Below are 26,668 nucleotides of genomic sequence, written 5' to 3'. Positions count from 1 at the left end.
TTCGAGGCAGTTGGGTTTGCAGAAAAAGATTGAACTAAAAACAAATCAATTATTATTGTCTATTTGTTTTTAGTTCCTGAACTCTCCAAACCCTAGCAAGGAGGAAGTTTTATGAAGACGCTAGGAAATATCATTCTATACCTAATGATTGGGATAGGATTATGGCGAATTTTTTTTGGAGAGAAGGAAAGAAGAGTGGAAACTAGAAAAAATGGAAATCATGAAGTAAATTATGGTTTAATAGCACGAAAAACAATTGAAAATCTTTTTGATACATTTCAAACATCAAAAAAAGGACTGTCTGAGGGGCAAGCAATCAGAGCAAGAAATGAATATGGGGATAATAAGATTTCATATGGAAAGAAAACACCCTTTTTCATTGAAATGGTAAAAGCCTATATCACTCCCTTTACGTTAGTTCTGATTGGATTGGGGATTACTTCTTTTATTACAGATGTTGTTATTGTAGCACCGGAAGATCGGGATTTTTTTGGTAGTAGTATTATTTTCGCAATGGTTTTGATTAGCGGAACAATGACTTTAATTCAATCTGTACGATCAAATCAAGCGGCGGAAAAACTAAAATCGCTTGTAAAAGTAACTGCAACCGTAAAACGGAAGAACAAGTATGATGAAATTCCTATGGAAGAAATTGTCTGTGGAGATATTGTAAAATTATCGGCTGGGGATATGATTCCGGCTGATATCCGACTCATTACGACTAAGGATTTGTTTATTTCACAATCCGCACTAACAGGAGAAAGTTACCCAGTAGAAAAAAGATCAGATATCATTGTTACACAACATAATTCAGAAACTAGTTACGAGAATATGGTGTATATGGGTAGTAATGTTATTAGCGGAAGTGCCGAAGGTGTGGTAATTGGAACTGGCAATCGTACTCTATTTGGAAATGTTGCGGGATCATTATCAAGTAAGCCGATTCAAACAAGTTTCGAAACGGGCATTCGAAAAACTTCTTTTCTCTTTATCAAGTTTATGGCTTTGATGGCTCCAACAGTTATAGTCATCAACGGATTTACTAAAGGGGATTGGATGGAAGCTTTTCTATTTGGTTTATCTGTAGCGGTTGGTTTAACGCCTGAAATGTTGCCTATGATTGTAACAACCAATTTGGTTAAAGGAGCGACAGCTATGGCGAAGAAAGGAACGGTTATAAAAAATCTCAATTCGATTCAAAATTTCGGTGCTATTGATGTGTTGTGTACCGACAAAACAGGAACACTGACACAAGATAAGATCATTTTGGAGTATCATTTGGACTTATCTGGTGAAGAAGACGACCGTGTATTACGCCATGCTTATTTAAACAGTTATTATCAAACAGGATTAAAAAACTTATTGGACGTTGCTATTATTGATGCGGCAAAAGAAGAATTGGATACGAAAGAAATACATTACAAAAAGGTTGATGAGATTCCTTTTGATTTTGAACGTAGACGTATGAGTGTGGTAGTAGAAGACACTAGTGGAAAAACCCAAATGATCACTAAGGGTGCAATTGAAGAAATGTTGACCATCTCAAGTTTTGTAGATTTTAGAGGCGACGTTACAGAATTGACTGATGAGGTCAGACAAGAAATATTGAAAAAGGTAAGCGAATTAAATGAAGATGGTTTACGAGTGATTGGTGTTGCACAAAAAACAAATCCTAGCGTTGTAGGAGAGTTTTCAGTAGCAGACGAATCTGAGATGGTCTTAATTGGCTATTTAGCCTTTTTAGATCCTCCAAAAGAAACAACTAAACAAGCTCTAGAGACTTTAAAAACGCATGGAGTTGGTGTGAAAGTGTTGACTGGGGATAATGCCTTGGTAACACAATCAGTTTGCAAACAAGTTGGTTTGGGGACAGAAAAGTTAATTAGTGGCGAGGACATTGTAAACATTTCAGATCAGAAACTTAGCCAATTAGTGGAAAAGTACAATGTATTTGTAAAACTGAACCCGCAACAGAAGCAACAAATTACACGGATTTTACGCGAAAATGGTCATACTGTAGGATTTCTTGGTGACGGAATCAATGATGCACCAGCTATGAAAGCAGCAGATGTTGGTATCTCAGTAGATACCGCAGTCGACATTGCCAAAGAATCCGCCGATGTTATTTTATTGGAAAAAGACTTGATGATTTTGGAACGAGGGATTATTTCTGGACGAGAAACATTTGGAAACATCATGAAATATATCAAAGCCACAGCAAGTTCAAATTTCGGAAACATGTTTTCAGTTTTAGTTGCCAGTACATTCTTACCATTTTTACCGATGTTACCTTTACAAATTCTCTTTTTAAATCTTATCTATGATATTTCCTGTGTATCGATTCCTTGGGATCACATGGATAGAGAATATCTAGATGAACCGAAACGTTGGGAAGCTTCTAGTATTGGGAAATTTATGATTTGGTTAGGACCAACAAGTTCCGTGTTTGATATTACGACCTATTTACTCATGTATTTTGTCATTTGTCCGGCTGTTATTGGCGGAGAATTTCATACTCTGACACCAGCTCAACAAGTCGCGTTTATTGCTGTATTCCATGCTGGTTGGTTTGTGGAATCCTTATGGTCCCAGACTTTAGTACTACATGCATTACGGACGCCGAAGATTCCGTTTATTCAAAGCAGGGGTTCATTTATCATGACAGCTATTACTTCACTAGGTATTGCTGTAGGGACAGTCTTGCCATTTACAAACTTCGGACGAAGTTTAGGGTTAGCAGCTTTGCCGACCGATTATTGGTTATGGTTAGCAGCTACTATTGTGGCCTACTTGGCTTTAGTGACCATCGTGAAACGATTCTATGTCCATCGTTATAAAGAGTTGTTATAAAATAGATTATCTTACAGTATACAGTCAAGTAGGCAATTTTTCAGGTTACCCGTCATCATAAAAATAGTGTGTTTCTTTTACGAAGGGAACAACGAAAGAAGTGAGATTGTTAGTGATTTTTATACTTTTCTTGTTGTATATGTGTGTGTGGCTGTACTGGTCGTTTGTGATTCAAAGCAACATAAATATAATGAAGGCTCCATTTCACTATTTTTTTATAAATAATGATTTTAATGGAGACTTGTCAATAATATTCTGGTGAAGAGATAATTAATCTCGAGGGAGGGAAAAAATGATTCGAGGAAAAAGATAAGGCTATGTCCCACGAATGAACAATTAATGAAGCTATGGCAATCCGCGGGAACTGCTCGTTGGGTCTATAATTATACAATAAGTATGCAACGTATGAACTATCGATTTAATAAGGGGGAGCTCCTTTCCGACCAGGTGATTCGAAAACATATTACAAAAATGAAAAAACGACCTAAGTACTATTGGTTAAACTTAGTGTCGAATAATATAGCAAAACAAGCTGTTAAAGATGCTTGTGATGCGTATAAAAAATGGTTTCATGCAATAGATGGTTCAAGTAATTTATATGTTGAAATTCCAAAATATAAAACTAAGAAGAAAACAACTCCCTCATTTTATAATGATTCAACACGGATAAAGGTTAAGGATAAGTCTGTATTATTGGAAAAAATAGGTTGGGTAAAAACGAACGTAAATTTGCCGGTGAATAAGAAACTATATAATCCTAGAATCTCTTTTGACGGAAAGTATTGGTATTTAGCTGTGGGATTAGAAGTTGATCAAATAACTTATCCAATAAGTGGTACTTTGGGAATTTGCTTGGATGGAACTTATCCGGTTGTGTTGTCTACAGGAGAAAAATTTACTTCAATAAATCAAACTGACACAATGAAAAAGCTTGAGAAAAAACTAGCTAGACTAAAACTACAATATCGTCGAAAGATAAGGATGAACGAAGATAAATTATTTGTTGAAAAAAAGAATCTTCACAAGTTAGAGATAAGAATTCAATTGATCTACAGGAAAATTTCAAATATTCGGGAAAACTATTGGCACCATGTTACCACAACCATTCTCAAGAAGCGCCCTGAGAAAATAGTGATTTCTTATTTACCACTTCATGAATTAATGAAAAAACAAGAACATCAGAAAAGGCTGTCAAAGGAGTGCTATTATGAATTAAAACGGCAACTCCACTACAAATGTGAAGAACTAAATATTGATTTTACCGAAGTGGCCCCAACCTATCCTTGTAGTAAAATATGCTATAGATGTAAAAGTATGAACTTTAATCTTTTAGAATCTGGAGTCGTATATCAGTGTCTAGAATGTAACAACACAATTTTAAAGGATAGAAATACTAGCTTGAATTTAGTCGATTATAGTATTAATTGGATAATGTAGGACGCGTTGCATCCGAATATACGCCTGTGGAGTGTCATGCCTCTATTCATTTTTATAATTAATAGTTTGGCTTCAACACGATGAATCAGGAAATAAACAGTATTTATTTTTAGTTTGATAGATATTGGCAACGACTCCTAGAATGCACGTTAGGGGGTTATAATATTATTCTTCAGGCATTTATATCAATGATTTTTAGTCAATATTTTTTGGGAAAGTATGTAAAAATCATGTCTCTATGGTGGGAAAAGATATTTTAGCGATAAAAACTCCTTACGATATACCGATAAATGGTTATCAACCGTTTATTTTATCGAAAGGAGTTTTTTTATCGTAAACGGATCTGATTTCTGTATTTTTTTGATCAACTACTTAATTTAGGTTTATTTATCCTCTCGTTAAAACAACTTACTCCACTTTTGATACACCAAAAAAACTGTTTCAAGTGGCAAAACACTACTTGAAACAGTTTTTGTCTACAGTCTGAATACATCTCGCGTGTATATTTTTTATTATGTTTAAATATTTTACGACGTATCTAATATGATTGAGACTTGAATTAGAATGCATGAACAATGGTTGTGGTAATTATAGTAATTGCAATGCCTATTATCGTTGGTACGATGAAGGAAACAAATGTCCATTTTTTACTTTTAGTTTCCTTATAAATTGTTAAAAGCGTAGTGGAACAAGGCCAATGATATAGCGTAAATAGTAATACGTTCATTGCTGTCAGCCACGTCCAACCATTTTCAATCAACAGTTGGTGGAATTCATTTAATGAATTATATTCAGTTATTGTGCCTGTTGCCATGTATCCCATAACCATCAGCGGTATAACTATTTCATTGGCCGGAAGCCCCAAAATAAAGGCCATTAATATAGTCCCATCAAGTCCCATAAGTTTTGCAAAGGGGTCAATAAACTGTGTTATATGTTGCAATAATGACAGCTCTCCCATTGAAATGTTAGCTAAAATCCAAATTATTAATCCCGCTGGAGCAGCTACTATGATGGCTCGCCACAAAACAAAGAGTGTTCTATCAAGGATTGAACGAACGAGCACTTGCCCGACTCGGGGCTTTCTATATGGAGGCAATTCTAATGTGAATGAAGAAGGAAGTCCTTTTAAAATAGTTTTTGACAATAAGCGAGAAACAACTATCGTTGATATAACACCTAGCACAATCACTGATGTTAAAAATATCGCTGACATAATTGAATTAGCTAACCCCTCGGAAGATCCAACAAAGAACATAGTGATTACAGCTATTAAAATTGGAAAGCGACCATTACAAGGAACGAAATTATTTGTAATAATAGCAATCAGTCTCTCACGAGGTGAATCAATGATTCTTGCTCCAACAACTCCCGCTGCATTACAACCAAATCCCATACACATAGTCAGTGCTTGTTTTCCGCATGCGCCAGCTTTTTGAAAATATTTATCAAGATTAAAAGCTATTCTTGGCAGATACCCAAAATCTTCAAGCATTGTGAAGATAGGGAAAAATATGGCCATTGGCGGTAGCATTACCGCTATAACTGTAGATAAAACTTTATAAATTCCTTCAATAAGAACACTCTGGATACTTTGAGGAATATTTAGTTGTGTTGCTTGAATAATTAACCATTCTCCAAGTTGACTGAAGTGATCAGCTAAAAAATCAGATGGTCCGTCAGCACCAGCGATTGTAAACCAAAAAATAATTAGGAGGAGGAGTATCATCATTGGAATTCCAGTAATTTTTTGAGTTAGTATTTTATCTAAGATACGATCATTCCGATCATAATTTTGATTTTCAAATTTCACCACTTCTTTTGCGATAATAGATGCTCTTTCTAAAAGTGCTAATGATTCTGTTTGAGTATCCTCATGAATTTGATCCAGCGCGTTACGCATGTTTCGGTTGGAAGTAACTTCTTTACCTATCACTTTTTCTATTGTATCCATCAATTCATTTAGTCCTTGTTTTTTTGCTGCAGATGTAGCCACAACAGGAACGCCTAAAAGCGTTTCTAGCCTAGCTAAGTTAATAGAAATTTTCTTCTTGTTTGCCTCGTCAATTAAATTGACACACACAATAACTTTTGGAGTTATTCGAATTATTTGCAACACAAGGTTTAAATTTCTCTCTAAACTAGTAGCATCGCAAACAACTACCGTTGCTTCTGAATCTTTGGATTTGATGAAGTCTTTTGCAACCTCCTCTTCTTGAGAATGAGCTGACAACGAATAAGTTCCAGGTAAATCGACGAAGACGTATCCGTTATGATTATGTTCAACGTATCCTTGGGCAAGATCAACAGTTTTTCCGGGCCAATTACCGGTATGTTGCCTCATTCCTGTTAGTTCGTTAAAAATTGTACTTTTTCCCACATTGGGATTTCCAGCCAATGCGATCGTTCGATCAGTCTTTTTTTTCTTTTGGATTTCAAACCCAGAGTTAGTTATCTCCATATCTTTTCACCTCGATATATTGTGCATCGCTATTCCTTAGAGCAATCGTTGTACCGCGTACTCTGTAGGCTATAGGATCTCCTTTTGGACTTGTTAGAATCTTTTTTATGGGAGTTCTTTCATAAAAACCTAAGTCTAGTAACCTTCGATTCATTTCAGCATCCGGATGATTAACTGATACAACATCATACGCTTCATCCATAATAATATTGTGTAACTGCATTTTGTACCTCCTTTATATTTTTAGGTAAGCCGAATACTTATTTATTATATGACCAAAACTTTATACGTTCAAGGTAGAAACTACAAATTCTCATTGTTATTTAAGTTGAACTAAAAAATGTTTTAGGTTATCCTAAAAAAAGACAGAGCGATTTGGATTTTGAAAAGGTTCTTGATATATAGCGCGTGGAAAGGGACCTCGTAATGTTCTTAGATGATTAGGAGAGAGCTGCTATGGTGAAAATAAAATCGACTACACTATTAATTTATTTGTTAGTAATACAAGAGTTATCAGCTAAAGACAAAGTAATCAAGAATAATGATTTAGCTAAAATTCTAGGTATTAGTCCATCTTCCGTTAGTGAAATGTTGGAAAAGTTAGAACTTGAAGGTTATTTGAATAAAAGCTGTTTTCAGTTAACAAAAAGGGGGAAAAATTTAATTGAAGATTACAGTGAAAATATAAGGGGATGAAAGATTAGCGAAGTTTATTTGAAGTGGTACCGGGCAATTTGTTGTCATTATTGTTTGACTCAAGAACAGGAGAGGTAGTGAATGTTTGATTACTTTTTTTTAACGCTAGGGTTACTATTTTTTTCTATAATTTTGCTGATAGTAATCACTATACTTTTAAAAAAAGACGCTAAAAAATAGTGTTTTACTAAGATTGAATGCTTATGTATATATCGTAATTTAATTAAATATTAGTACCGAATCTAAAAGATTCTCTTTGCTCAGTTTCGGGGGATATTGCAAATAAATGGATTGACTCTATATTGAATATGCATTAATTTGGATACTCTTATATTTTAAATCAGAGACATTTACCGCTGTACTTAATACTAACATGACTATTTAATTCATAATATCTTTACGATAGAATTTTAAAAACAGTTATGTATGATTGGAGGTACATTTTTGAATTTATGTTCTGGTCTTTATCACCCAATCTTATAAATGGAGATTTTTCGTTGCTGTTAGCTAGCAACATAGCCCTTTTTGGATTCTCAATTATAAAAAACAATGCTCATCTGAACTACAGAAACAACTAAAATTTAGCTGAAATACAACTATGGATAAGAAAACTGAACAAAATGGGAAAGTTGAACATTTGCTTTGGATGAAGCTTGGAGTTTTCTTCAAGTGGCCCATGAGGAAAGACTTTATCAAATAAGTTAGTCCGAGCTGGTCGAGCCATGAATGCCGGTGTTCATTTTGTCATTTAAAATAGTGATGATTTATTGGATGAACGTTTGAAGAACAATATCGGGTTGAAGTTTGCTTTTCGCAGTACTGATATCCATGAAATCAAGAAGACTTTGGAATTCTTTGGATTAGATCAAGAGGATGAAAGTAGTCAAAACCGTTTACGAGGTTTGGAAAACGGAAAATGCTTAATGCAAGATTTATATGGTTGAGTTGGTGTGGTTCAGGTTCTCCCAGTCTTTGAATAACTCTTCCATGTCGTCCACCTGTTCAAGAGAGAATGGAGTGAGGGGATGAAAAGTAAACTTTTTCGGATTGTGGGAATGATTGCAATCAGTCTCTGCACCATTTCACTTCTTCTCAGTCTGAGTGGCACGGTAGCTGAGGCAACGGAACTGGTTGATGATACGATTGAAACGGGGAATCTTTATTCTCAATATTCACTAGGTAACTATCAGTTGGATTTTTTTGTGGATAGCTCTTGGGATTGGCTACCTTGGAATTGGGGTGATGGCTTAGTAAAGAGCGTGATGTATGGTATTTATGCCATAAGGAAAAGACTACAAAAAAGAAGAGAGAACGAGTAGTTTCAGTAGGCAAGCATCGAAAAATGATGCTTACCCTTTTTTGTATGTTTTGAAAACCACAGGCTAGGCCTGTGGTTCAAGAGAGCTTCCAGCGAGGTAGTAAAAAAATCCTCCCAAGATGCTATGATGAGAACGGTTCCCCAACCACTCACATTCGATCAAAGGAGGATATGTCATGAATGACAAACAAAGCTTAGCATACACCACTTGGAGGTGTAAATATCACATCATCTTTGCACCGAAGTATCGTCGCCAAATTATCTATGGAAAATACAAAGAAAGTATAGGAAAGATCATCCGTGTGCTGTGTGAAAGAAAACATGTAACAATCCATGAGGCAAACGCGTGCAAAGATCATATTCATTTGTTAGTTAGTATACCACCCAAGTTAAGCGTAGCTTCCTTTGTTGGATATCTAAAAGGAAAAAGTAGTTTAATGATATTCGATCGCCATGCTAATTTGAAATATAAGTATGGGAATCGAAAATTTTGGTGTACAGGATACTACGTGGATACGGTAGGGAGGAATCAACAGAAGATTGAGGACTATATCAGGAACCAATTGATAGAAGACTATCAAAGTGACCAATTGAGTCTATTTGAAGAAATTGATCCATTTACCGGAAAGAGCAACAGAGGAAAGAAAAAATAAAGTTCTTTAAGAACTAGGAGGAGAATGTGGTACGTGCGAGGGGAACCATTCATTTTTTCGAAGGGGCGTTAGGCCTCATGTCGGTAGCAGAGGGTTCCACCCGAAGAGCAAACCACCCGTTCTCACGGGTGGTTATGATTGATAAAACTGAGGAAGTATATCGATCTGATACTATAGATAACGTGCAAAATTACTTTTTGATTATTACAGGTAAAAACTCATCTGAAGTTTCGCTGATAACAGAAACTATCGCCCAATTAGATTTGTATTATTTATCATTCTTTCATTTTGTATGTCAAGAGTTTGCCGGAGATATGGTTCAATTACAGGTTGAACTTGAGCACGCTTCAAATATGTATCTGGCAATGAAGGAAATCATTGCTCATTTATCGAGAAGCGATTATTTTACGAAATGAGTTATTGAAAGCTAGCGCGGGTCAGCCCTATATGACAGACATCCTCACCTTGTAGTGAGATAAACCACATTCATTTGGTAGTCAAGCGGGATGGTGTGACAGTAAGTACTCTACTAATGCATCCCTGTTCTTCAAATTGCATTCAAATAAAGCAGGTAGCTATTCACCCAGATTATCAAAGAAAAAGTCTGGGGATTCTATAAAAAATGGGGTATTGTGACTTAATGGATGCTTATTATGAAGAAAGGTTTACATTAAAAGTATTTAAAAAAGAATTAGCATACTTTTCGAAAAAAAAAAGGGGATGAAAACAAATGGATGACAGTAGTTCGAGGCAGTTGGGTTTGCAGGAAAAGATTGAAAAAAACAAATTAATTATTATTGTCTATTTGCTTTTAGTTCCTTACTTAAATCAATATCCAGAAAACATTTCCCGTATTTCGGATGGAATTTGTTAAGATATTTTTCCACTTCTATAGGACTTTGTATTTGTATCTGGATACTAAATAATTTGCTATGAAAAAGGATAAAATTTTGAATAATTGTTTCTAACTGGTGTAATTGCATTATTTGATCTTCACAGATAATAATCGGATACATCATCAGAAATTCTCTTTGTGTTTCATTTTTCGGTAAATTAATATAAGTCATTTTTGAGAGATTCATGAATGTTCCCATCCTATATGAGTTAATTTACTTTCTGGCTGAAAAATAATCTCGGATAAAATACTTAGAGTTATTTCAGATTCTTCCCCGGTAGAACCAGAAAATGTATTATCTTGTATTGTTACTACAGAGCAGGAATTATGATTCTCTCTATATTTTTTGTGTAATTAAATACATTTTCCACTATCGTTTTTTTATTCCCTCTAGAATCTGCATAGCTGTGATATCTCAAGCATAAAAAGCTCCTTCAGTTACCTTAACTACATTGTATTCTTCTCCCTGTAAGAAATATTAGTTGGGATCGAGAATTCTTTAGTAATTTTGTAATTAACGGTTTATCGGGATAAAGTATTATCGTATCTTCAATAGGAACAATACTAGTTAATGCTGGATTACTTTCATGTTCTTTATTTCCAAGCCCAATTTATATTTCATTTTGAGCCACCTTTATTTTTTTATAAGGGATTCTATCTACAACAAAAATTCAGTTGATTCTTTTGTCTCTGCATACGTGATACTTCCTAGTGCAAAAGAAAAAAAGCAAACATAATATAAGACAAATATTCTTTTTCATAAATAACTTCATTCTATAAAATTTGATAGTTTTAAACAAAAATATTACTATATAGAAACTTTAACTTTTTGCATGTTCATTAGAATAATACGTCGTCAGAGCTACCCAAACCCATTTTTATTCAGAATAGAAGTTTAATTTTTTAGTATGGATAATTAAAATAGATTCAAGTATGCCATCATCTCCTTTAGATAAAAATTTAAAAAGCCTGAAATATAAAAAGGAAATTAGGGTATTACTCATATAAAAAACTATAATAAATGTTAGGCGAGCCTAATATATAAATCTTGTTGCAAAGTTTTAAATACGATGAACCCATTCTCCTAGGTTGAACTAAGAAACGCGAGTTCTTCATTTTTGTATTTGAAACTACTATTGGGAAGCCGAGTGATAATGCTAAATATTAAGCCAATCTAAGACTTGGTCCCTAGATAAGAAAAATCAAGTTTAAATTATTTTAAACAAGATATTCTGAAATTGTCAGGATGTTTTCACACTTAGAAAACGATAAGAAAATTTTAAGAATTTCCGATATAGTATATACAATATAGTATATACTATTTACAATTAAGTCAGATTTTGAAATGTAAACGGTAACGGAAGGGGTACGACAATGGTTTGGGGAGCAATTGCCACGTGGCGTATGGCACACGATGGTGTGGTAGAAGCATTGCGCTTATTAGAGAAAAAAGAGGGAGCCGGCGATGCCGTGGAGACCTTGATCAAGACAGTAGAGGATTATCCTTACTATAAATCAGTGGGATTTGGCGGATTGCCGAACGCTGAAGGTATCTTAGAAATGGATGCTGCTTTTATGGATGGAGATACCTTTGAGATCGGTGCAGTTGCTGGAATCACAGATGTAAAGAACCCGATCGCTGTTGCACGACAGCTAAGCAAAGATAAATTCAATAGCTTCCGGGTAGGTGGAGGCGCCACCAAGTATTCGATGCTGGAGGGTTTTGAGCGGAAGAGTATGCTGACAGAGCGTGCTCATAAAATTTGGGAAAAACGCTTGAAAGAAATTCAAGAGAACAATTTGAACCCTTACGATGGTCACGATACAGTTGGAGCGATTACGCTAGATCAAATGGGCACGATGACGGCTGGAACTTCTAGCTCCGGATTGTTCATGAAAAAACCTGGTCGCGTAGGGGATTCACCTTTATCTGGTTCCGGATTTTATGTGGATAGCGAGATTGGTGGAGCAGCTGCCACTGGATTAGGGGAAGACTTGATGAAGGGCTGTTTATCCTATGAGATCGTTCGTTTGATGGGTGAAGGGGTAAAACCACAGGCAGCTTGTGACAAAGCGGTCTACGAATTTCACGATAAATTGACAGCACGTTATGGAAAAGCAGGTGCGTTCTCACTAATTGCGATGAATACCAAAGGTGAGTGGGGAGTTGCTACGAACGTGGAATTTACGTTCAGCGTTGGCAACTATCAGGAAGATGCGCAAATATTTATCGCTAATATGGGAGCAAACCATACTACCGATATTCAACTGATCACGAAAGACTGGTTAGATGCGTATGAGAAAAGGATCAAATCTCCAATCTATGATTAGTATCATAAAATGAATAGCTAGAGGTGAAGCAAATGTGTGTATTGGTAATTGATATTGGCGGCTCAAGTGTAAAAAGTGGATTGTTTGAAAAAGGTCAAATAATTGATGTGAAAATGTTCTCCTCCCCATCATCATGGCAGAAAATGACAAAGAAACTAGATGATCTGGTAGCATATTACAAACATAAATACAAGCTGGAAGCAATTTCTTTTAGTGTTCCTGGAATTGCAGACCAAGGCTCAGGGGAGATTAAGGGAGCTAGTTCTTTGAGCTATATTCATGGGTTTAATTTCAAAAAATATTTCGAAATTAAATATGAATTGACCATCTATTTTGAAAACGATGCGAACTGTGCTTGTCTTGCTGAACTTAAACATGGGAATGCTCAGGGGGTTGAGAGTGCATTATTTGTGGTTATTGGAACAGGTATTGGTGGGGCAATATTTATGGGAGGGCAAGTGCATTCTGGTTTTCATGGTTTTAGCGGAGAATTTGGGATGATGTTAATGGATAAGAATAAAGAATGGAGTGAATTAGGATCAGCAGTTCACATGAGTAGGAAGTTTTCGAAATTCAAAGAAAGAAAATTTACAGGAAAAGAAATATTTGAATTGGCAGAGCAAAAAAAAGACAGGGAGGCAATCAAGTTCTGTAATGAACTTTATCATTATCTTGCCTTAGGTATCTATAATCTACAATACATCTTGGATCCCCAATGTATAATTGTAAGCGGTGGCATATCTGGAAATCTTAATTTAATTAATAACATCGAGAAAGAACTTGATAAAATAATGGATTATGGTCAGCGCTGTCCAATCAAACCTAAAATAATTAAAGCAAGATATGGAAATAATGCAAACTTATTAGGGGCTGGGTTACTAGCAACATTACCAAAAAATGAAATAGGAGTGAACTAAATGGAGCATACAATAAATAAGAATTCAAAATTATTAACTTTGGGAATATTATCAATGTCATTTTTGATGTCTGTTAGTAATGCTGTCTCAGGTACTATTCCTCTAATGGAAGAGCATTTTTCTACAGTCTCCCAAGCTAATATTGAGTTATTGATTGTTATTCCTACCGCAGGAGTATTACTAGGAACTGTAATTAGTGGAATCGTATCAAATATTTTAGGTAAAAAAATGACAGTTTTATTTGGCTTGTTCATTTCTTTGGTTTTTGGATTAGTTCCGACAATGTTTTATAGTTATTTCAGTGTACTAATTTCAAGGGCTTTATTCGGATTAGGGATGGGTATCTTTACACCATTAACGGTCTCATACATCACAGACGTTTTTCCAGAGGAGAAAAGAAATAAGCTACTTGGGTGGCGGAACTCTGCTGGAGCAATTGGGGATGCAATAATGCTCTTTATTGCAGGATTTCTAATTAATGTTAGTTGGCAAACAACTTATTTTGTATTCCTTTTCTTATTAGTACCAATAATTATGATAATCTTTTTTGTACCTAAACAGTTGGATAATGTTGCTGTCGTAGACGGTGAAGTTGAAATTGAGGAAAAAATAAAAACAAAGCCTACTACAAATAGGGATGTAATTAAGCTTGCAGGATTGTTTCTTTTCATTTGCTTATTTTATTCTGCGATCTCTTTAAAATTGCCTAGTTTAGTAGTAAATTCAGGTATAGGCTCAGCCTCTCAAGTAACACATATATTTAGTTTTTTAGTTCTATGTTCTATTATTTCAGGACTAGCTTTTGAAAAGATTTCCAAAATTTTCGGCAAATATACTGTTACAATATTTGAAATAGTAACTGCAATTTCTTTTATTTTAATTCCTTTTGTAACTTCAATACCAATGTTATTAATACTAGTTCTTATTTGTGGATTTTCTAATGGAATTATTAACCCCGCATTAACCGCGAGGATGGTTGCATACTCTCCCAAAGATTCCATGAACTTCACAACTTCAATTATTATTATTGGAATAAATATTGGGTTCCTATGTGCACCGTATATCTTTCAATTTCTGAATAGCTTGTTTCATATGGATAGTGCAGGTGTTGTTATTATGTATTCTGGTGTTTTTTATATGATACTTTCTCTGTATGATCTATTTATAATCAAAAAAGACAATTTAAAAATATAATTTTCATAATAACTCTTAATAAAACAACTTAATATAGAATGGAGAAGTAAAATGAATTCAAATGTAGAATGGTTCAAAAACGCGAAGTATGGAATGATGATTCACTGGGGGTTGTACTCATTACTAGCAGGTGAATATAAAGGTGAATCTTCAAGTGCTTATGCGGAATGGATTCAATCAAAGTTTCAAATATCAAATGATGAGTATGCAAAATTAGCAGAGGTTTTTAATCCTATATATTTTGATGCTGAAGAAATTGTGAGTTTTGCAAAAGAATGTGGAATGAACTATTTAGTTATTACGACGAAACACCACGATGGTTTCGCATTATACAATTCAAACGTGGACTCTTTTAATATTTATAAAGCAACTCCATTTAAGCGTGACATCTTAAAGGAATTTTCTGAAGCTTGTAAAAAACATAATCTAAAGTTGGGAATCTATTATTCTCAAGATTTAGATTGGCACGACCCTAACGGAGGCGGTTATTTATCCAATGATTTAGAAACAGCTGGGACCACTTGGGACAACAGCTGGGATTTTACCCAAGAAAAGGATTTTGATATATATTATAAAAACAAGGTTTTGCCACAGATTGAGGAGATTATGACTAATTATGGAGAAATCGTCACAGCTTGGTTTGATGTCCCAATGACTTTGTCAAGCGAACAAAGTCAAGAAATATATGATACAGTTAAACGGTTACAACCAAATTGTCTAATTAATTCTAGATTAGGCAATGGAAGTTACGATTATGTATCGCTTGGCGATAATGAAATTCCTGAGAGTAAACAGGAAAACAATTTTGAAGTTGACTATAACGCATTAGATGGATTTAAACCATCAGAATTTGACCTTTATGAGACAGCAGCTACTATGAATGATTCATGGGGATTCTCATATCATGATCAAAAATGGAAATCACCAGAAAAAATCTTTGACTACAAAACACATTTGAACTATCTAGGTATTAATTATTTATTGAATGTGGGATTAGATGGTTTAGGTCGGATCCCTATGCAATCCATCAAAACGCTAAAAAAAGTAGCTGAGATGGGGGGGGAATAGGTATCATTTTTTCAGATATGTTGAATATTTATATATGACCAAAAAGAAAATTTTTTGATAAAAGCATTCAAAAAGGGATCTAGGTTGAATGGATATTGCTAAATGTCGTTTGGACATATGAACGAAAAAATATCATAAAATAATATTATTGAATCACAAATTATTAAAAAAAATTGAGAACAGAACAAAAACTGGGTTTCTCAAAAAATCTTGAACATTGAGTGGCAATCAAATGTTATTAGTTAGTTTTATCGTTTTGTTTATTACAAAGCAATTGCAAATAATAAATTAAAATCAAATTATCGAATAACAAGCCTAGTTTTTCATTGATACTATTTTGAACAGAGAGTTCCTAGATAAAAAATGCATTATCATTTTTAGACAGATTTTTTACTTTTGTTAATCTCTCTATGAAAATAAAAAGATAGCTTGTTAGGTAATAATCTTATGTAAAAAATAAACTACTACCGAAAAATATTGAGACTCACCAGTGTGTAGAACAGGAATTGTTGAAAACAGGACTTTTCTTAAGGTAGCTAAGATGATTATTTTTAAGTTGTATAGTGCTTAAAATCAACGATTAGATCAACTTTTTTTTGAAAGGTAATTTGACGATTTCAGAAGGGAATTCGTGTAGTTTTGCTTTTTTGTCAAATGAGGGTGAAATAGTAATTATGAATATTTAATGTAGAATAAAAATTTGGCTTTTAGTCAAATAGTGTTATTTTGTTAAATCACTTAAAGGGAATGCTTCGGCATTTCTTTTTTTGTTTTTTAAAGAAATGCTGAATAAAAATGCGTTTGAGAAGGTGGATGATCCTCTAAATTCTTGTATCTGCGTCGTTGAGGATAAAGTAATTTCCTTCTTGCCAATCATTGGTTCCTTTAAATTAATCAATCAATAAATATTTAGACAAGAAATTAGGTTTTAGCCGTGGTTTTTCATAGAAAAATATACAAGACCTACTCAGATGGTGACCATCATATTATTGAATATAAATGGTTGTATTTAGGTCTTGGTCTAAAATTAAAAGATTTTTCTGGATATGAAGAAATTCCTAACATTATAAGGGGGACCTCTAGAAACTAAGTCGATAGATCTACATTCTAGAAATTTGCTTTTTTGAATTTCCAAAAGAGTTAAATCATTCATTTACGAGATAACATGGTGTAAGTAAGCGTTATCTAATTCCATACTTCAAAAAATTGGAAACACTACTACCTTTATGCCGGTCTTACTTTTTTTACCTAGTCAACACGAAATAGGTTATAGGTTATGCTTGTAATCTTGCCATTGAGCTTTGTACGAATACGCGTTGTTCATCTAAATGGCGAACCATTTATACTGTTCTCAAGAAAAGTAAAGACATGTTTAACGTGACAGCGCAAGATACTTTTAATTTGTTGAGTGAAATTTGTTCATTTGTTAGCGAGTTACGTATCATGGACTTCAGAACGTAGTTCAGCAGGCAGTTTTTGCCCCATATAAGTAATGTCTGCAAAGACGTTTGTGTTTGCCCGTCCATTAAGGTTTCAAAGACTTGATTGTCATGAACAGAGGCAGTAATGAATTTTTGGGAGATGGTTACTGACAAATGATTCTTATAACTAAAATAAGAGGCATGATTTTTCTTTGTCTAACGGGCAACGGGAATAGCTGTCGTATATTCAGAAATTCCAAAAAAACTATGAAATGATAAGTAATCTAAAATGGCATATTCCGTTTGATCGTCAGACAAAGAGTAATATCGTTGTAAAATCAGAATTTTAAACATTAACTGATAGTCACATGGATGACGACCGCCAGATCCTTTGGTAGATTTTACCAATAATTGATTCAAACTTGATTGGAAAAGTTCCCATCCGATAATTGATAATCATATTATCACACTTCAAAGAGGAATGTTCCTGTTTATTTGTAGTTTTTAGAGGGGCCCTAAAGATTACAAAAGGAAATTTTAAGTTGTTCATCGACTGTATACTCAAATCTATCGAGTACTAGAGTTTACAATTACTGCAAAAGTTATAGAAGCAGCAAGAAATAGTTTAGTTATCGCGCTGTGAATAATACTGATTATTATAGTATATTTTGAAAAGTACTTGCTCTGAGAATGATTCCGAGAAGTCTTCAGCGTGGTATTAAAAAGATCGTCCCCAATTGATAGACTATTGTTGGTTTTCTAACCGCATCACAATCAAATTTAGGAGGACCCATTATGTTTAGCACATAATGGGTCCTGAATATGAGAAAAATTTTCAGGTGTATGACGTAGAGATGAACGAAAGTAAAGAACTGGTGAAGCATCATTAAGTAAAGTGAGAAAGAACTCTTTCTCAGTTGTAGTCAACATAATTTTATCAATTAATTTCTGAAAAAAAACCTTTCTTTTGAAATATAAATTTTTATTAGTAATTCAGGTAGTAGATCAAATTGCTTTTTATAACTGGATATTCAGAAGTAAGAATCTACAAAAATATTTCATTTTATACTTACTATAAAATAAATTTATACTAGGTATTTGAATAATTAATTTTACAAATGCTATCATAAAATTTATCATTATAGTGAAGAAAGAGTTAAAAACTTTGAAGCAGTATTATCCTTTAGAGTGGCTAGTATTTTTATATCTTAGAAAAAGATTGAGGAGTGAACTCATGTTAAAGAATATTCTTGTAACTGGTGGAGCAGGATTTATAGGATCAAATTTTGTGCACTACGTAATTGATAATTATCCAGACATTCATATTACTGTTTTAGACAAGCTGACATATGCTGGAAATAAAGAAAATTTAAAGGGATTGCATAGAAATCAAGTAGAGTTAGTTGTAGGAGATGTGACTAATTCTGTATTAGTTAATCATTTGGTGAAAAAAGCTGATGCAATAATTCATTTTGCAGCAGAATCTCACAATGATAATTCTTTGGAGTCACCATTTCCATTTATTCATACTAATATAATTGGAACATATATCATAATCGAAGCATGTTGTAAATATAATAAACGTTACCATCACGTGTCAACCGACGAGGTATTTGGCGATTTACCCTTGGAAAATGATGATTGTTTCGATTTTAAAAGAACGATTGAGCGATTTACTCCAGAAACACCATATAATCCGTCAAGTCCCTATTCAGCTAGTAAAGCAAGTTCAGATTTCTTAGTTAAAGCATGGGTGCGTTCTTTTGGTTTACTTGCAACCATATCAAATTGTTCTAACAATTACGGACCTTTCCAAAATATTGAGAAGTTTATTCCTCGTCAAATAACTAACATATTAAGTGGATTTCGTCCAAAACTTTACGGAGATGGTCGGAATGTTCGGGACTGGATTCATACTAATGATCATTCTTCAGCAGTTTGGACAATTTTAAATAAAGGAAAGATTGGAGAGACTTATTTAATTGGAGCCGATTGCGAGAAGGACAATAAGAGTGTATTGAAAATCATTTTAGAAGAGATGGGACAATCAAATTTGGAGATTGACTACGTGAAAGATCGCGTTGGTCATGACCTAAGATATGCTATTGATTCAACTAAATTAAGGAATGAGTTAGGGTGGATGCCTGAGTTCACTGATTTTCGTGCAGGAATAAGGAGCACAATTGAATGGTATACCCAGCATGATTTATGGTGGCTTGATGAAAAAGAATCAATAGAGAATAAATATATTAGGCAAAATCATTAACTTATAACAGAGGGTTATTGAGAAATATTTTTATTTTAATAATGATAAATGTGTATTTATTTTGCTGTATCGAAAAAAGGTTCATTACAATAAGTAAAACTGATATATCAGCGAAACATAAGCATATAAACAAATAGGTGAATTTTGATTATAAAACTATGGGAGGATTGAAATTGAGGTATGTATAAAATTTTTATTATTTTTTTAATGATTCTTTTTGCACATCTTTTTTTGCCATCAGAGGTTTGTGATGCTAAAAATAAAAAAATTTTTCACGGACTAATTCGTACGACTTTATATTTAGTTGCTATATATTTTTTTCACTTTGAAATTTTATTATATAGAGCAACTAGCGTCATATATTTTTGGTTTCTTTCTGATTTTCATTATGCTTAAAGTCAATTGGATTTCATATAAACGACACAAAAAATGGATTTATATTAAAGCGAAAACAAGTAATAGAAATAATTATTCTCGTAAAGAATAATATTCGGAAAAAATAATAATTAATAGCTAGTTGCTTACGCATTTTTGGTATTTTGAATTTATATTTCATGTTTAAGTGGGTTTATCAAATTATGAAAATGTAGAGGCAAAATTTCTTTAATATTAAAATACTGGATTTAAAATAATTCGCGAAAGATGGGTGGAATTTATGCATAAAGCTGTAATCTCTACTAAGCATTTTTTAATTGAAGGTGGATGTAATGCTTGCGGACTTAAAAATATTTCTACATTTACTATTTATTATGAAGATCACTCGTTTCAAATTTTAGATGGACTTGATTTATTTTCATTAATAAAAATTATTTCTCAAAAGAATGGTTGGAAAGAGCAAGTTATTAATGAAGGAATTAATGATGAAAAGATAATATTTAAAAAAGGGAATTCAATTATTGAACCTAAATATGATTCAAACAGAGTGACTTATAAAAAAAAGACAGAATATATCGAGTTGCCACGAACGTTTTCAAGCAATAAGGAGCTATTTGATCAAGCAAATAAGATATTGAAACACTTTTTTGATATTGAACCTTATGAAATAACTATTGTTGAACCTTAAAATTTAGTTTTTTAAAGAATCATCTTAAAAGGTTATGGAATGCATTCCACCAAAAAAAAAGTTTTTAGTTTATATAAGTATTGAATTGATAGAAGTTTAATTTAAGAAATATTTTTTATTCACTTCAAGAAAATTAGTGTTAGAAGTTACTGGTGATGGTTGATTAGCTATTCGTTTATAAAAATAATTTATATTTAAAAGCTCTGATTTTATTAGTAGTAACCCGTAGCAATTAAGTTTTTATTATTCTAAGGAGGTCCTTTTGGAATGGGAACTGCAACAAATGAACTAGAAAAAATGAAAAACACTGAAAAGTCTGCATGGGAAGGCTTTAAAGGTCATCTATGGAAGAACGAGATCAATACTCGGGACTTTATCCAAGCAAACTACACACCTTATGAAGGCGCGGCTGACTTCTTAGCTGATCCAACTGAGGAAACCAATGCATTATGGAATAAGTTGCAAGAACTTCAAAAACAAGAACGCGAAAATGGCGGAGTGCTAGATATGGAAGCGGATATCGTATCTGCTGCTAACGCATACGGTGCTGGTTATATTGACGAAGATATGAAAGATAAAGAAACAATCGTTGGTATTCAGACTGATAAGCCTTTGAAATGTGCATTCATGCCTTATGGCGGTATTCGTATGGCTGAAGAATCACTTGAAAGCTATGGCTACACACCAAATCCTAAATATACTGAAATCTTCAATGATTATCATAAAACTCATAACCAAGCTGTATTTGATGTCTATACTCCAGAAATTCGTGCAGCTCGTCGTGCTAAGATCATTACAGGGCTTCCAGATACTTACGGACGTGGACGTATCATTGGTGACTATCGTCGTGTAGCTTTATATGGTATTGATTATTTGATGCAGCAAAAATTAAAAGATCATGCAAATTGTGGTCATGGTCAATTCACAGAAGAAGACCTTCGTCTACGTGAAGAAATTAGTGATCAATACAAGGCATTAAAACGTATTAAAGAAATGGCAGAAGCTTATGGCTTTGATATCTCTCGTCCAGCAGAAAATGCGAAAGAAGCTGTTCAATGGACATACTTCGGTTATCTAGCAGCAATTAAGGAACAAAATGGTGCTGCAATGTCAATCGGCCGTGTTTCTACTTTCTTGGACATCTATATTCAACGCGATATCCAAAATGGCATATTGACAGAGGAACAGGCGCAAGAATTGATTGACCATTTGGTAATGAAATTACGTATGGTTAAATTTGCACGTATTCCATCATACAATGAGTTATTCTCTGGTGACCCGGTTTGGGCAACATTATCAATTGCTGGTATGGGTATGGACGGACGTACATTGGTTACTAAGAATGATTTCCGTTTCTTACACACATTAGAAAATATGGGACCATCTCCAGAACCAAACTTGACTGTATTGTATTCTTCTCGTTTACCAGAAGGGTTCAAAGACTATGCAGCAAAAATTTCAATTGATACATCTTCAATTCAATATGAAAATGATGATGTAATGCGCCCAGTATGGTTAGATGATTACGCAATCTGCTGCTGTGTATCTGCTACACAAACAGGGAAAGAAATGCAATTCTTTGGTGCTCGCGCTAACTTAGCAAAAGCTTTGTTATATGCAATTAACGGCGGTGTTGATGAAAAATCTAAAGCACAAGTTGGACCTGATTTCCGCCCAATCGAATCAGACGATGCATTGGACTTTGACGATGTTATGGCTAAATATGATGAAGTACTTGAATGGCTAGCGGGTATGTATGTGAATACATTGAATGCAATCCACTATATGCATGACAAATATTACTATGAAGCAGCTGAATTGGCGTTGATGGATACTGACTTAAAACGTACATTCGCAACGGGAATCGCTGGATTCTCACATGTTGTCGATTCGTTAGCAGCTATCAAGTATGCGAAGGTCTTCCCAATTCGCGACGAAGATGGAATTGTTACTGACTTTAAGATCGATGGTGAGTTCCCTAAATATGGTAATGACGACGCTCGTGCGGATGATTTAGCGGTTTGGGTATTGAAAACATTTATGGAAAAATTAGAACACTACCATACTTACCGTAACTCAGAACCAACAACTTCAATCTTAACAATTACTTCAAACGTTGTTTATGGTAAAGCAACTGGTACAATGCCTGATGGACGTAAAGCCGGTGAACCGTTGGCTCCAGGAGCAAATCCATCTTATGGTGCTGAACAAAATGGGTTATTGGCATCTCTTAACTCATTGACAAAATTACCATACGAATATGCATTAGACGGTATTTCAAATACTCAAAGTATTAATCCTGATGCCTTAGGACATGATGAAGATGAGCGGATTGAAAACTTGACGAACGTTTTAGATGGTTACTTCAATCAAGGAGCACATCACTTAAACGTGAACGTATTCGGTAAAGAAAAATTAATCGATGCAATGGAACATCCAGAAAAAGAAGAATATGCGAACTTTACGATCCGTGTTTCTGGATATGCAGTTAAATTCATCGACTTGACTCGTGAACAGCAAGAAGATGTTATCAGCCGTACATTCCACGCAAAAATGTGACAAAATACTTAACTTTATATTGATGGAGTTTAATCTCTTTATTTTGTAAATTAATAGGAATCTTGAAGAAAAGAGGTTTTTTATGGATATTTGTATTGAACATCTTGTAATTGGAGATATTCATTCAACTGAAAGCTTTGGATCCGTTGACGGACCGGGAGTACGTTTTATTGTCTTTATGCAAGGGTGTCGTATGCGCTGTCAATTCTGCCATAATCCAGATACTTGGAAAATCAATGATCCAAAAGCTAAAAAGAGAACTGCTGATGATATTTTAAAGGAAGCAGTGAATTATAAAAGCTATTGGGGTAAAAAAGGTGGTATCACTGTAAGTGGTGGGGAACCATTATTGCAAATTGATTTTTTAATTGATTTATTTAAAAAGGCAAAAGAGATGGGAATTAACACGACTTTAGATAGTTGTGGCAAGCCCTTTACATTTGACGAACCATTCTTCTCGAAATTTGAGGAATTGATGAAATATACGGATCTAGTTTTATTTGATATTAAGCAGATTGATAATCAAAAGCACAAAGAACTGACTGGTGAAAGCAATGACAATATCTTGGAGATGGCGAAATATCTTTCTGACATCAATAAACCTGTTTGGATACGCCATGTGCTGGTACCTTTTAGAAGTGACTATGACGAATTTTTAGTTCGATTAGATACATTTATTAAGAGCTTAAACAATGTTGATAAGGTTGAAATCCTGCCTTATCATACGATGGGAAAATATAAGTGGGAAGAAATGGGAATGAAGTATCCTTTAGAAGGAATTGAGCCACCTACTGATGATCGTATAGAGAATGCTAAAAAAATATTGCATTATGAAGAGTATAGAGATTGGTAGGAGGAGATTTTTGCTGATTTTTTCGATGAAGAAAATAATTCGAATGAGAGATGATATGTTCTCACATTATTGGAGGATAAGATGAGTGGTATTGTTATTGGGTTCCTATTTGGTTATTTGTTGAAAAGAAGTCGCTTATGTTTCACAGCTGGTTTTAGGGATATTTATTTGGAAAAAAAAAATACTGGATTTTTAATTTTTCTAACAATCGTATTTATTCAAAGCCTTTTGTTTTTTTTTCTTGTATTCACTAAAAAAATCCCCAATGTAACGTATGAAAACTTTTCAATTTTAGCTACTATTTTAGGTGGGACTTTGTTTGGTTTAGGGGCGATATTAGCTAACGGATGTGTTACATCATCACTAATAAAAGTTGGCGACGGACGATTTACAGGTTTCGTCTCTCTCGTAGCCTTTTCACTAGTCGCTACAACATCTAAATTTGGAATATTATCAAATTTCATTAAACATATACAAGAAAGTTATTTTGTTATTGAGGATAATTTTGCACTTCACGCAGGTATGCGTATCCTCTTTTTGATAATTTCTGTATTAACAGTTTTATTATATGTCTTATTTAGTGATGTAAAGAAAAGACCTAAAAATCATGCTTTTCCATCTGTTAAATACACAGGATTGAAACATATTTTTTTCGAAAAAATTTGGGATGCTAGAATAGTTAGCATCCCAATAGGTATAATTGCAGGTTTAAGTTTTTATTTAAACTACATTTTATCGGGAGAGGCTAAAGGATTGGGACTTACATCTCCGTTAATTGAGTTCGTAATTACATTTGTCAGTGGATCGAACCAAATGAATTGGGGAAATTTCTTTGTAATAGGAATAATCTTAGGCTCATTCCTTTGTACGTATTGTAGTGAAGAATTTAGCATAAAGGGAGCAGATGGCGAATCCCTAATGTTTTCTTTATTTGGGGGGGGACTAATGGGACTAGGTTCTGTCTTAGCAAAAGGTTGTATCATTGGCAATGGATTAACAGGGGCGGCTACGATGTCTATGAGATCATGGATAGGAATTATTTCTATAGTAATTGGAATATGGATTGGTACTTATCTAAAACTAGTCAAACCCTATAAAAATTAAATAATGTGGAGGTATCATTATGACACAAGAATTAAAAATCGATACGATGGGTAAAGATTGCCCAATTCCTTTATTGGAATTAAAGAAAGCAATTAAGAACAGTAATAAAGGGGATATAGTTGAAATTCTATTCACGTGTCCTGAAGCTGTGGAAACACTGCCAAGCTATTGCGCTGAACAAAATCATGAAGTTTTAGAGTTTGATAAAAAAGGGCTGAACGGTTGGGTTATAAAAGTTAAAAATTGATTTCAATCATGTTGATTGAATAGAGGATTAATAGAAATATCAGCGTTATAAAAAACTTTGAAATACAACTGGAAGAATTGGCTAGTGTGATGCAATTAACTTTGAATGTTTAAATATTTCAATTTTCTTTCTTTTTGTCCTTTATGATAATCTTAGAACAAAAAGTATGCAAATAGAGCACGTAAGTAACGTTTTCTGAAAAAGTCCCAAGAACAATAGAAGTGAAACACGTGTGAACCCATCTTGGCTTCACACGTGTTTCTTCGTATAATTGAATTATCAAATAATGGTGGTTAGACATATGCTGAAAAGACAAGAAAACTAGTTTTGAGTCTCTATTCTGATAATCCTTGAATTAGTGGATTTTGAATTTAATTATGAAGAACTAGAGGATAAATACTGCTTGTTGGATGGTCAAAATGTCATTGACCCAGTTCGTATGTTTAAATACATTCTCTTGAAAGTGATTTATAAAATGTCTGATCGAGACTTAGTTGAACGAACAAAGACGGATTTGGTTTTCAAATTATTCCTTGGCATGGCACCAGAATAAGATGTAATCAATCCATCTGCTCTACTCTAACTAAGTTTTGCCATTAACATTTGAAATATAAGAATTTACTAGATATGCAGATTTCTAAATCTGTTCACATCGTCACTGATTAAGAGTAAGACAATTATCGTTGATGGCACTCATACAGTTCTCACGGTCTAATAAAAAATTACCATAATCATTCTAAAAACCTGAGAAAAATGTCTTATGGAAATCTAAAAAATAAGCTTCCCACTAAGCCACCGATTAACGACTCAGAAACCGAATAAGTCTCTACCAAAGAAGCAATTCAAACGATTAAAAAGCAATCTTATACTAATCTACTAGTAGTGTTGGAAAGTTTAAATATGTTGAAAGAGAATCTCGATAATGACACCCGGATTGGTCACAAAACGCATGTTGCTATGACTGACGTAAGAATTATTACAGCTGCCGTTCTAATTCCATCTACTAATGGATTCAAGAGCATGAAAAACACGGAGAACATGCGTTTCCCGGAAGATGGAATCGTGAATTCATTCGTAGAAATGAAATTACGTGCCTCTAAAAAGGGAATAAATACTTAAAAGAAGAAGTGGAACTCATAGAAATTACCGAAGTCTTCCTGAAATAAAAAGGAAGACTTCGGTAATTTCTGAGGTTATTAACGGTCACCGTGGAACTCTATTTATTTTAAAGAACTGTCGTTGCCTAAATGTATCACGAGCAGGTATTATTTGTTCTTTCAGCGAGAACCATCAAATCTTGAAATTGAAAACGAAACCTTAGCTGAACCATTGAAA

General features: G+C 33.9%; 21 protein-coding genes, 3 pseudogenes and 1 riboswitch. Of the genes and pseudogenes, 21 read left to right on the top strand and 3 right to left on the bottom strand.

Features of this window, described 5'->3' with window-relative positions:
- Positions 1 to 111: 111 nt before the first annotated feature.
- Both mgtA and IGI38_RS06850 read left to right on the top strand, forming a co-directional pair.
- A complete protein-coding gene (gene mgtA, locus IGI38_RS06855) occupies positions 112 to 2,850 on the top strand; it encodes a magnesium-translocating P-type ATPase (RefSeq protein ID WP_438728173.1) in 2,739 nt (912 codons plus the stop codon).
- A 273-nt stretch (positions 2,851 to 3,123) separates the two neighbouring features.
- Positions 3,124 to 4,287 carry an RNA-guided endonuclease InsQ/TnpB family protein gene (locus IGI38_RS06850; protein ID WP_438730351.1) on the top strand — a complete coding sequence of 388 codons (1,164 nt, stop codon included), beginning with the start codon at positions 3,124 to 3,126 and terminating at the stop codon, positions 4,285 to 4,287.
- Between the two features lie 559 nt (positions 4,288 to 4,846).
- On the opposite strand, the gene feoB is transcribed toward IGI38_RS06850, so the two are convergent.
- Together feoB and IGI38_RS06840 are read right to left on the bottom strand one after the other, a co-directional pair.
- On the bottom strand, positions 4,847 to 6,748 hold the full coding sequence (gene feoB / locus IGI38_RS06845) for a ferrous iron transport protein B (protein ID WP_438728171.1): 1,902 nt from the start codon (positions 6,746 to 6,748) through the stop codon (positions 4,847 to 4,849).
- The gene (locus IGI38_RS06840; RefSeq protein ID WP_438728169.1) at positions 6,735 to 6,971 is read right to left on the bottom strand and encodes a FeoA family protein; all 237 of its coding nucleotides are present in this window, start codon (positions 6,969 to 6,971) and stop codon (positions 6,735 to 6,737) included. Before IGI38_RS06840 ends, feoB begins: the two co-directional genes overlap by 14 nt.
- A 233-nt stretch (positions 6,972 to 7,204) precedes the next feature.
- On the opposite strand from IGI38_RS06840, the gene IGI38_RS06835 reads away from it, so the two are divergent.
- The 11 genes and pseudogenes from IGI38_RS06835 to IGI38_RS06785 all read left to right on the top strand — a co-directional run bounded on the left by IGI38_RS06835 (position 7,205) and on the right by IGI38_RS06785 (position 15,820).
- Positions 7,205 to 7,444 (top strand): winged helix-turn-helix transcriptional regulator, encoded by a 240-nt coding sequence (locus tag IGI38_RS06835; RefSeq protein ID WP_438728167.1) that lies wholly within the window; start codon positions 7,205 to 7,207, stop codon positions 7,442 to 7,444.
- 642 nt (positions 7,445 to 8,086) lie between these two features.
- Positions 8,087 to 8,465, top strand: a pseudogene (locus IGI38_RS06830) (ATP-binding protein); the annotation flags it as partial.
- A gap of 4 nt (positions 8,466 to 8,469) precedes the next feature.
- A pseudogene (locus IGI38_RS06825) lies at positions 8,470 to 8,727 on the top strand (FUSC family protein); the annotation flags it as partial.
- A 211-nt stretch (positions 8,728 to 8,938) separates the two neighbouring features.
- Entirely contained in the window at positions 8,939 to 9,415 is a 477-nt protein-coding gene (gene tnpA / locus IGI38_RS06820; RefSeq protein ID WP_438728164.1) for an IS200/IS605 family transposase, read from the top strand.
- A gap of 26 nt (positions 9,416 to 9,441) precedes the next feature.
- Positions 9,442 to 9,831, top strand: a complete 390-nt coding sequence (locus IGI38_RS06815; RefSeq protein ID WP_438728162.1) for a hypothetical protein — start codon at positions 9,442 to 9,444, stop codon at positions 9,829 to 9,831.
- Between the two features lie 116 nt (positions 9,832 to 9,947).
- On the top strand, positions 9,948 to 10,034 hold the full coding sequence (locus IGI38_RS06810; protein ID WP_438730348.1) for a hypothetical protein: 87 nt from the start codon (positions 9,948 to 9,950) through the stop codon (positions 10,032 to 10,034).
- Between the two features lie 111 nt (positions 10,035 to 10,145).
- The gene (locus IGI38_RS06805) at positions 10,146 to 10,289 is read left to right on the top strand and encodes a hypothetical protein (protein WP_438728160.1); all 144 of its coding nucleotides are present in this window, start codon (positions 10,146 to 10,148) and stop codon (positions 10,287 to 10,289) included.
- 1,395 nt (positions 10,290 to 11,684) lie between these two features.
- Positions 11,685 to 12,641, top strand: coding sequence for a N(4)-(beta-N-acetylglucosaminyl)-L-asparaginase (locus IGI38_RS06800; protein WP_438728158.1), 957 nt, complete (start codon positions 11,685 to 11,687; stop codon positions 12,639 to 12,641).
- A gap of 32 nt (positions 12,642 to 12,673) precedes the next feature.
- Positions 12,674 to 13,558 carry an ROK family protein gene (locus IGI38_RS06795; protein WP_438728155.1) on the top strand — a complete coding sequence of 295 codons (885 nt, stop codon included), beginning with the start codon at positions 12,674 to 12,676 and terminating at the stop codon, positions 13,556 to 13,558.
- Positions 13,559 to 14,752, top strand: a complete 1,194-nt coding sequence (locus tag IGI38_RS06790; protein ID WP_438728153.1) for an MFS transporter — start codon at positions 13,559 to 13,561, stop codon at positions 14,750 to 14,752.
- Positions 14,753 to 14,785: 33 nt separating this feature from the next.
- Entirely contained in the window at positions 14,786 to 15,820 is a 1,035-nt protein-coding gene (locus IGI38_RS06785) for an alpha-L-fucosidase (RefSeq protein WP_438730345.1), read from the top strand.
- A gap of 421 nt (positions 15,821 to 16,241) precedes the next feature.
- Positions 16,242 to 16,412: riboswitch (M-box (ykoK) riboswitch) on the top strand.
- Between the two features lie 1,045 nt (positions 16,413 to 17,457).
- Here IGI38_RS06785 and IGI38_RS06780 read toward each other — a convergent pair.
- A pseudogene (locus IGI38_RS06780) lies at positions 17,458 to 17,628 on the bottom strand (transposase); the annotation flags it as partial.
- An 847-nt stretch (positions 17,629 to 18,475) separates the two neighbouring features.
- Between IGI38_RS06780 and rfbB the strand changes: the two are divergent.
- The 8 genes from rfbB (at position 18,476) to IGI38_RS06740 (ending at position 26,452) form a co-directional block, all read left to right on the top strand.
- Positions 18,476 to 19,507: a dTDP-glucose 4,6-dehydratase gene (gene rfbB, locus IGI38_RS06775; protein ID WP_438728151.1), complete on the top strand. Its 1,032-nt coding sequence runs from the start codon at positions 18,476 to 18,478 to the stop codon at positions 19,505 to 19,507.
- Positions 19,508 to 20,162: 655 nt separating this feature from the next.
- A complete protein-coding gene (locus IGI38_RS06770; RefSeq protein WP_438728149.1) occupies positions 20,163 to 20,570 on the top strand; it encodes a DUF4809 family protein in 408 nt (135 codons plus the stop codon).
- Positions 20,571 to 20,837: 267 nt separating this feature from the next.
- The gene (gene pflB / locus IGI38_RS06765) at positions 20,838 to 23,129 is read left to right on the top strand and encodes a formate C-acetyltransferase (protein WP_438728146.1); all 2,292 of its coding nucleotides are present in this window, start codon (positions 20,838 to 20,840) and stop codon (positions 23,127 to 23,129) included.
- 82 nt (positions 23,130 to 23,211) lie between these two features.
- Positions 23,212 to 23,982, top strand: a complete 771-nt coding sequence (gene pflA / locus IGI38_RS06760) for a pyruvate formate-lyase-activating protein (RefSeq protein ID WP_438728144.1) — start codon at positions 23,212 to 23,214, stop codon at positions 23,980 to 23,982.
- 81 nt (positions 23,983 to 24,063) lie between these two features.
- Positions 24,064 to 25,086, top strand: coding sequence for a YeeE/YedE family protein (locus tag IGI38_RS06755; protein ID WP_438728142.1), 1,023 nt, complete (start codon positions 24,064 to 24,066; stop codon positions 25,084 to 25,086).
- A 19-nt stretch (positions 25,087 to 25,105) separates the two neighbouring features.
- Complete coding sequence (locus IGI38_RS06750) at positions 25,106 to 25,333, top strand: sulfurtransferase TusA family protein (protein ID WP_438728139.1); 228 nt, start codon at positions 25,106 to 25,108, stop codon at positions 25,331 to 25,333.
- A gap of 358 nt (positions 25,334 to 25,691) precedes the next feature.
- Positions 25,692 to 25,886 carry a transposase gene (locus IGI38_RS06745; protein WP_438728137.1) on the top strand — a complete coding sequence of 65 codons (195 nt, stop codon included), beginning with the start codon at positions 25,692 to 25,694 and terminating at the stop codon, positions 25,884 to 25,886.
- A gap of 404 nt (positions 25,887 to 26,290) precedes the next feature.
- Entirely contained in the window at positions 26,291 to 26,452 is a 162-nt protein-coding gene (locus IGI38_RS06740; RefSeq protein ID WP_438728135.1) for a hypothetical protein, read from the top strand.
- Positions 26,453 to 26,668: the final 216 nt, after the last annotated feature.

Origin of the sequence: Enterococcus sp. AZ128, assembly GCF_051714485.1 — a bacterium.
Classification (GTDB): Bacteria; Bacillota; Bacilli; order Lactobacillales; family Enterococcaceae; genus Enterococcus_A.
The sequence above is the reverse complement of the archived record's forward strand: the minus strand, read 5'-3'. Positions and strand labels throughout refer to the sequence as shown.

Coding starts and splice junctions, on each gene's coding strand:
- mgtA (WP_438728173.1), top strand. CDS start 112: ATGAAGACGCTAGGAAATATCATTCTATACCTAATGATTGGGATAGGA.
- feoB (WP_438728171.1), bottom strand. CDS start 6,748: ATGGAGATAACTAACTCTGGGTTTGAAATCCAAAAGAAAAAAAAGACT.
- IGI38_RS06840 (WP_438728169.1), bottom strand. CDS start 6,971: ATGCAGTTACACAATATTATTATGGATGAAGCGTATGATGTTGTATCA.
- IGI38_RS06835 (WP_438728167.1), top strand. CDS start 7,205: ATGGTGAAAATAAAATCGACTACACTATTAATTTATTTGTTAGTAATA.
- tnpA (WP_438728164.1), top strand. CDS start 8,939: ATGAATGACAAACAAAGCTTAGCATACACCACTTGGAGGTGTAAATAT.
- IGI38_RS06810 (WP_438730348.1), top strand. CDS start 9,948: ATGCATCCCTGTTCTTCAAATTGCATTCAAATAAAGCAGGTAGCTATT.
- IGI38_RS06805 (WP_438728160.1), top strand. CDS start 10,146: ATGGATGACAGTAGTTCGAGGCAGTTGGGTTTGCAGGAAAAGATTGAA.
- IGI38_RS06800 (WP_438728158.1), top strand. CDS start 11,685: ATGGTTTGGGGAGCAATTGCCACGTGGCGTATGGCACACGATGGTGTG.
- IGI38_RS06795 (WP_438728155.1), top strand. CDS start 12,674: ATGTGTGTATTGGTAATTGATATTGGCGGCTCAAGTGTAAAAAGTGGA.
- IGI38_RS06790 (WP_438728153.1), top strand. CDS start 13,559: ATGGAGCATACAATAAATAAGAATTCAAAATTATTAACTTTGGGAATA.
- rfbB (WP_438728151.1), top strand. CDS start 18,476: ATGTTAAAGAATATTCTTGTAACTGGTGGAGCAGGATTTATAGGATCA.
- IGI38_RS06770 (WP_438728149.1), top strand. CDS start 20,163: ATGCATAAAGCTGTAATCTCTACTAAGCATTTTTTAATTGAAGGTGGA.
- pflB (WP_438728146.1), top strand. CDS start 20,838: ATGGGAACTGCAACAAATGAACTAGAAAAAATGAAAAACACTGAAAAG.
- pflA (WP_438728144.1), top strand. CDS start 23,212: ATGGATATTTGTATTGAACATCTTGTAATTGGAGATATTCATTCAACT.
- IGI38_RS06755 (WP_438728142.1), top strand. CDS start 24,064: ATGAGTGGTATTGTTATTGGGTTCCTATTTGGTTATTTGTTGAAAAGA.
- IGI38_RS06750 (WP_438728139.1), top strand. CDS start 25,106: ATGACACAAGAATTAAAAATCGATACGATGGGTAAAGATTGCCCAATT.
- IGI38_RS06740 (WP_438728135.1), top strand. CDS start 26,291: ATGACTGACGTAAGAATTATTACAGCTGCCGTTCTAATTCCATCTACT.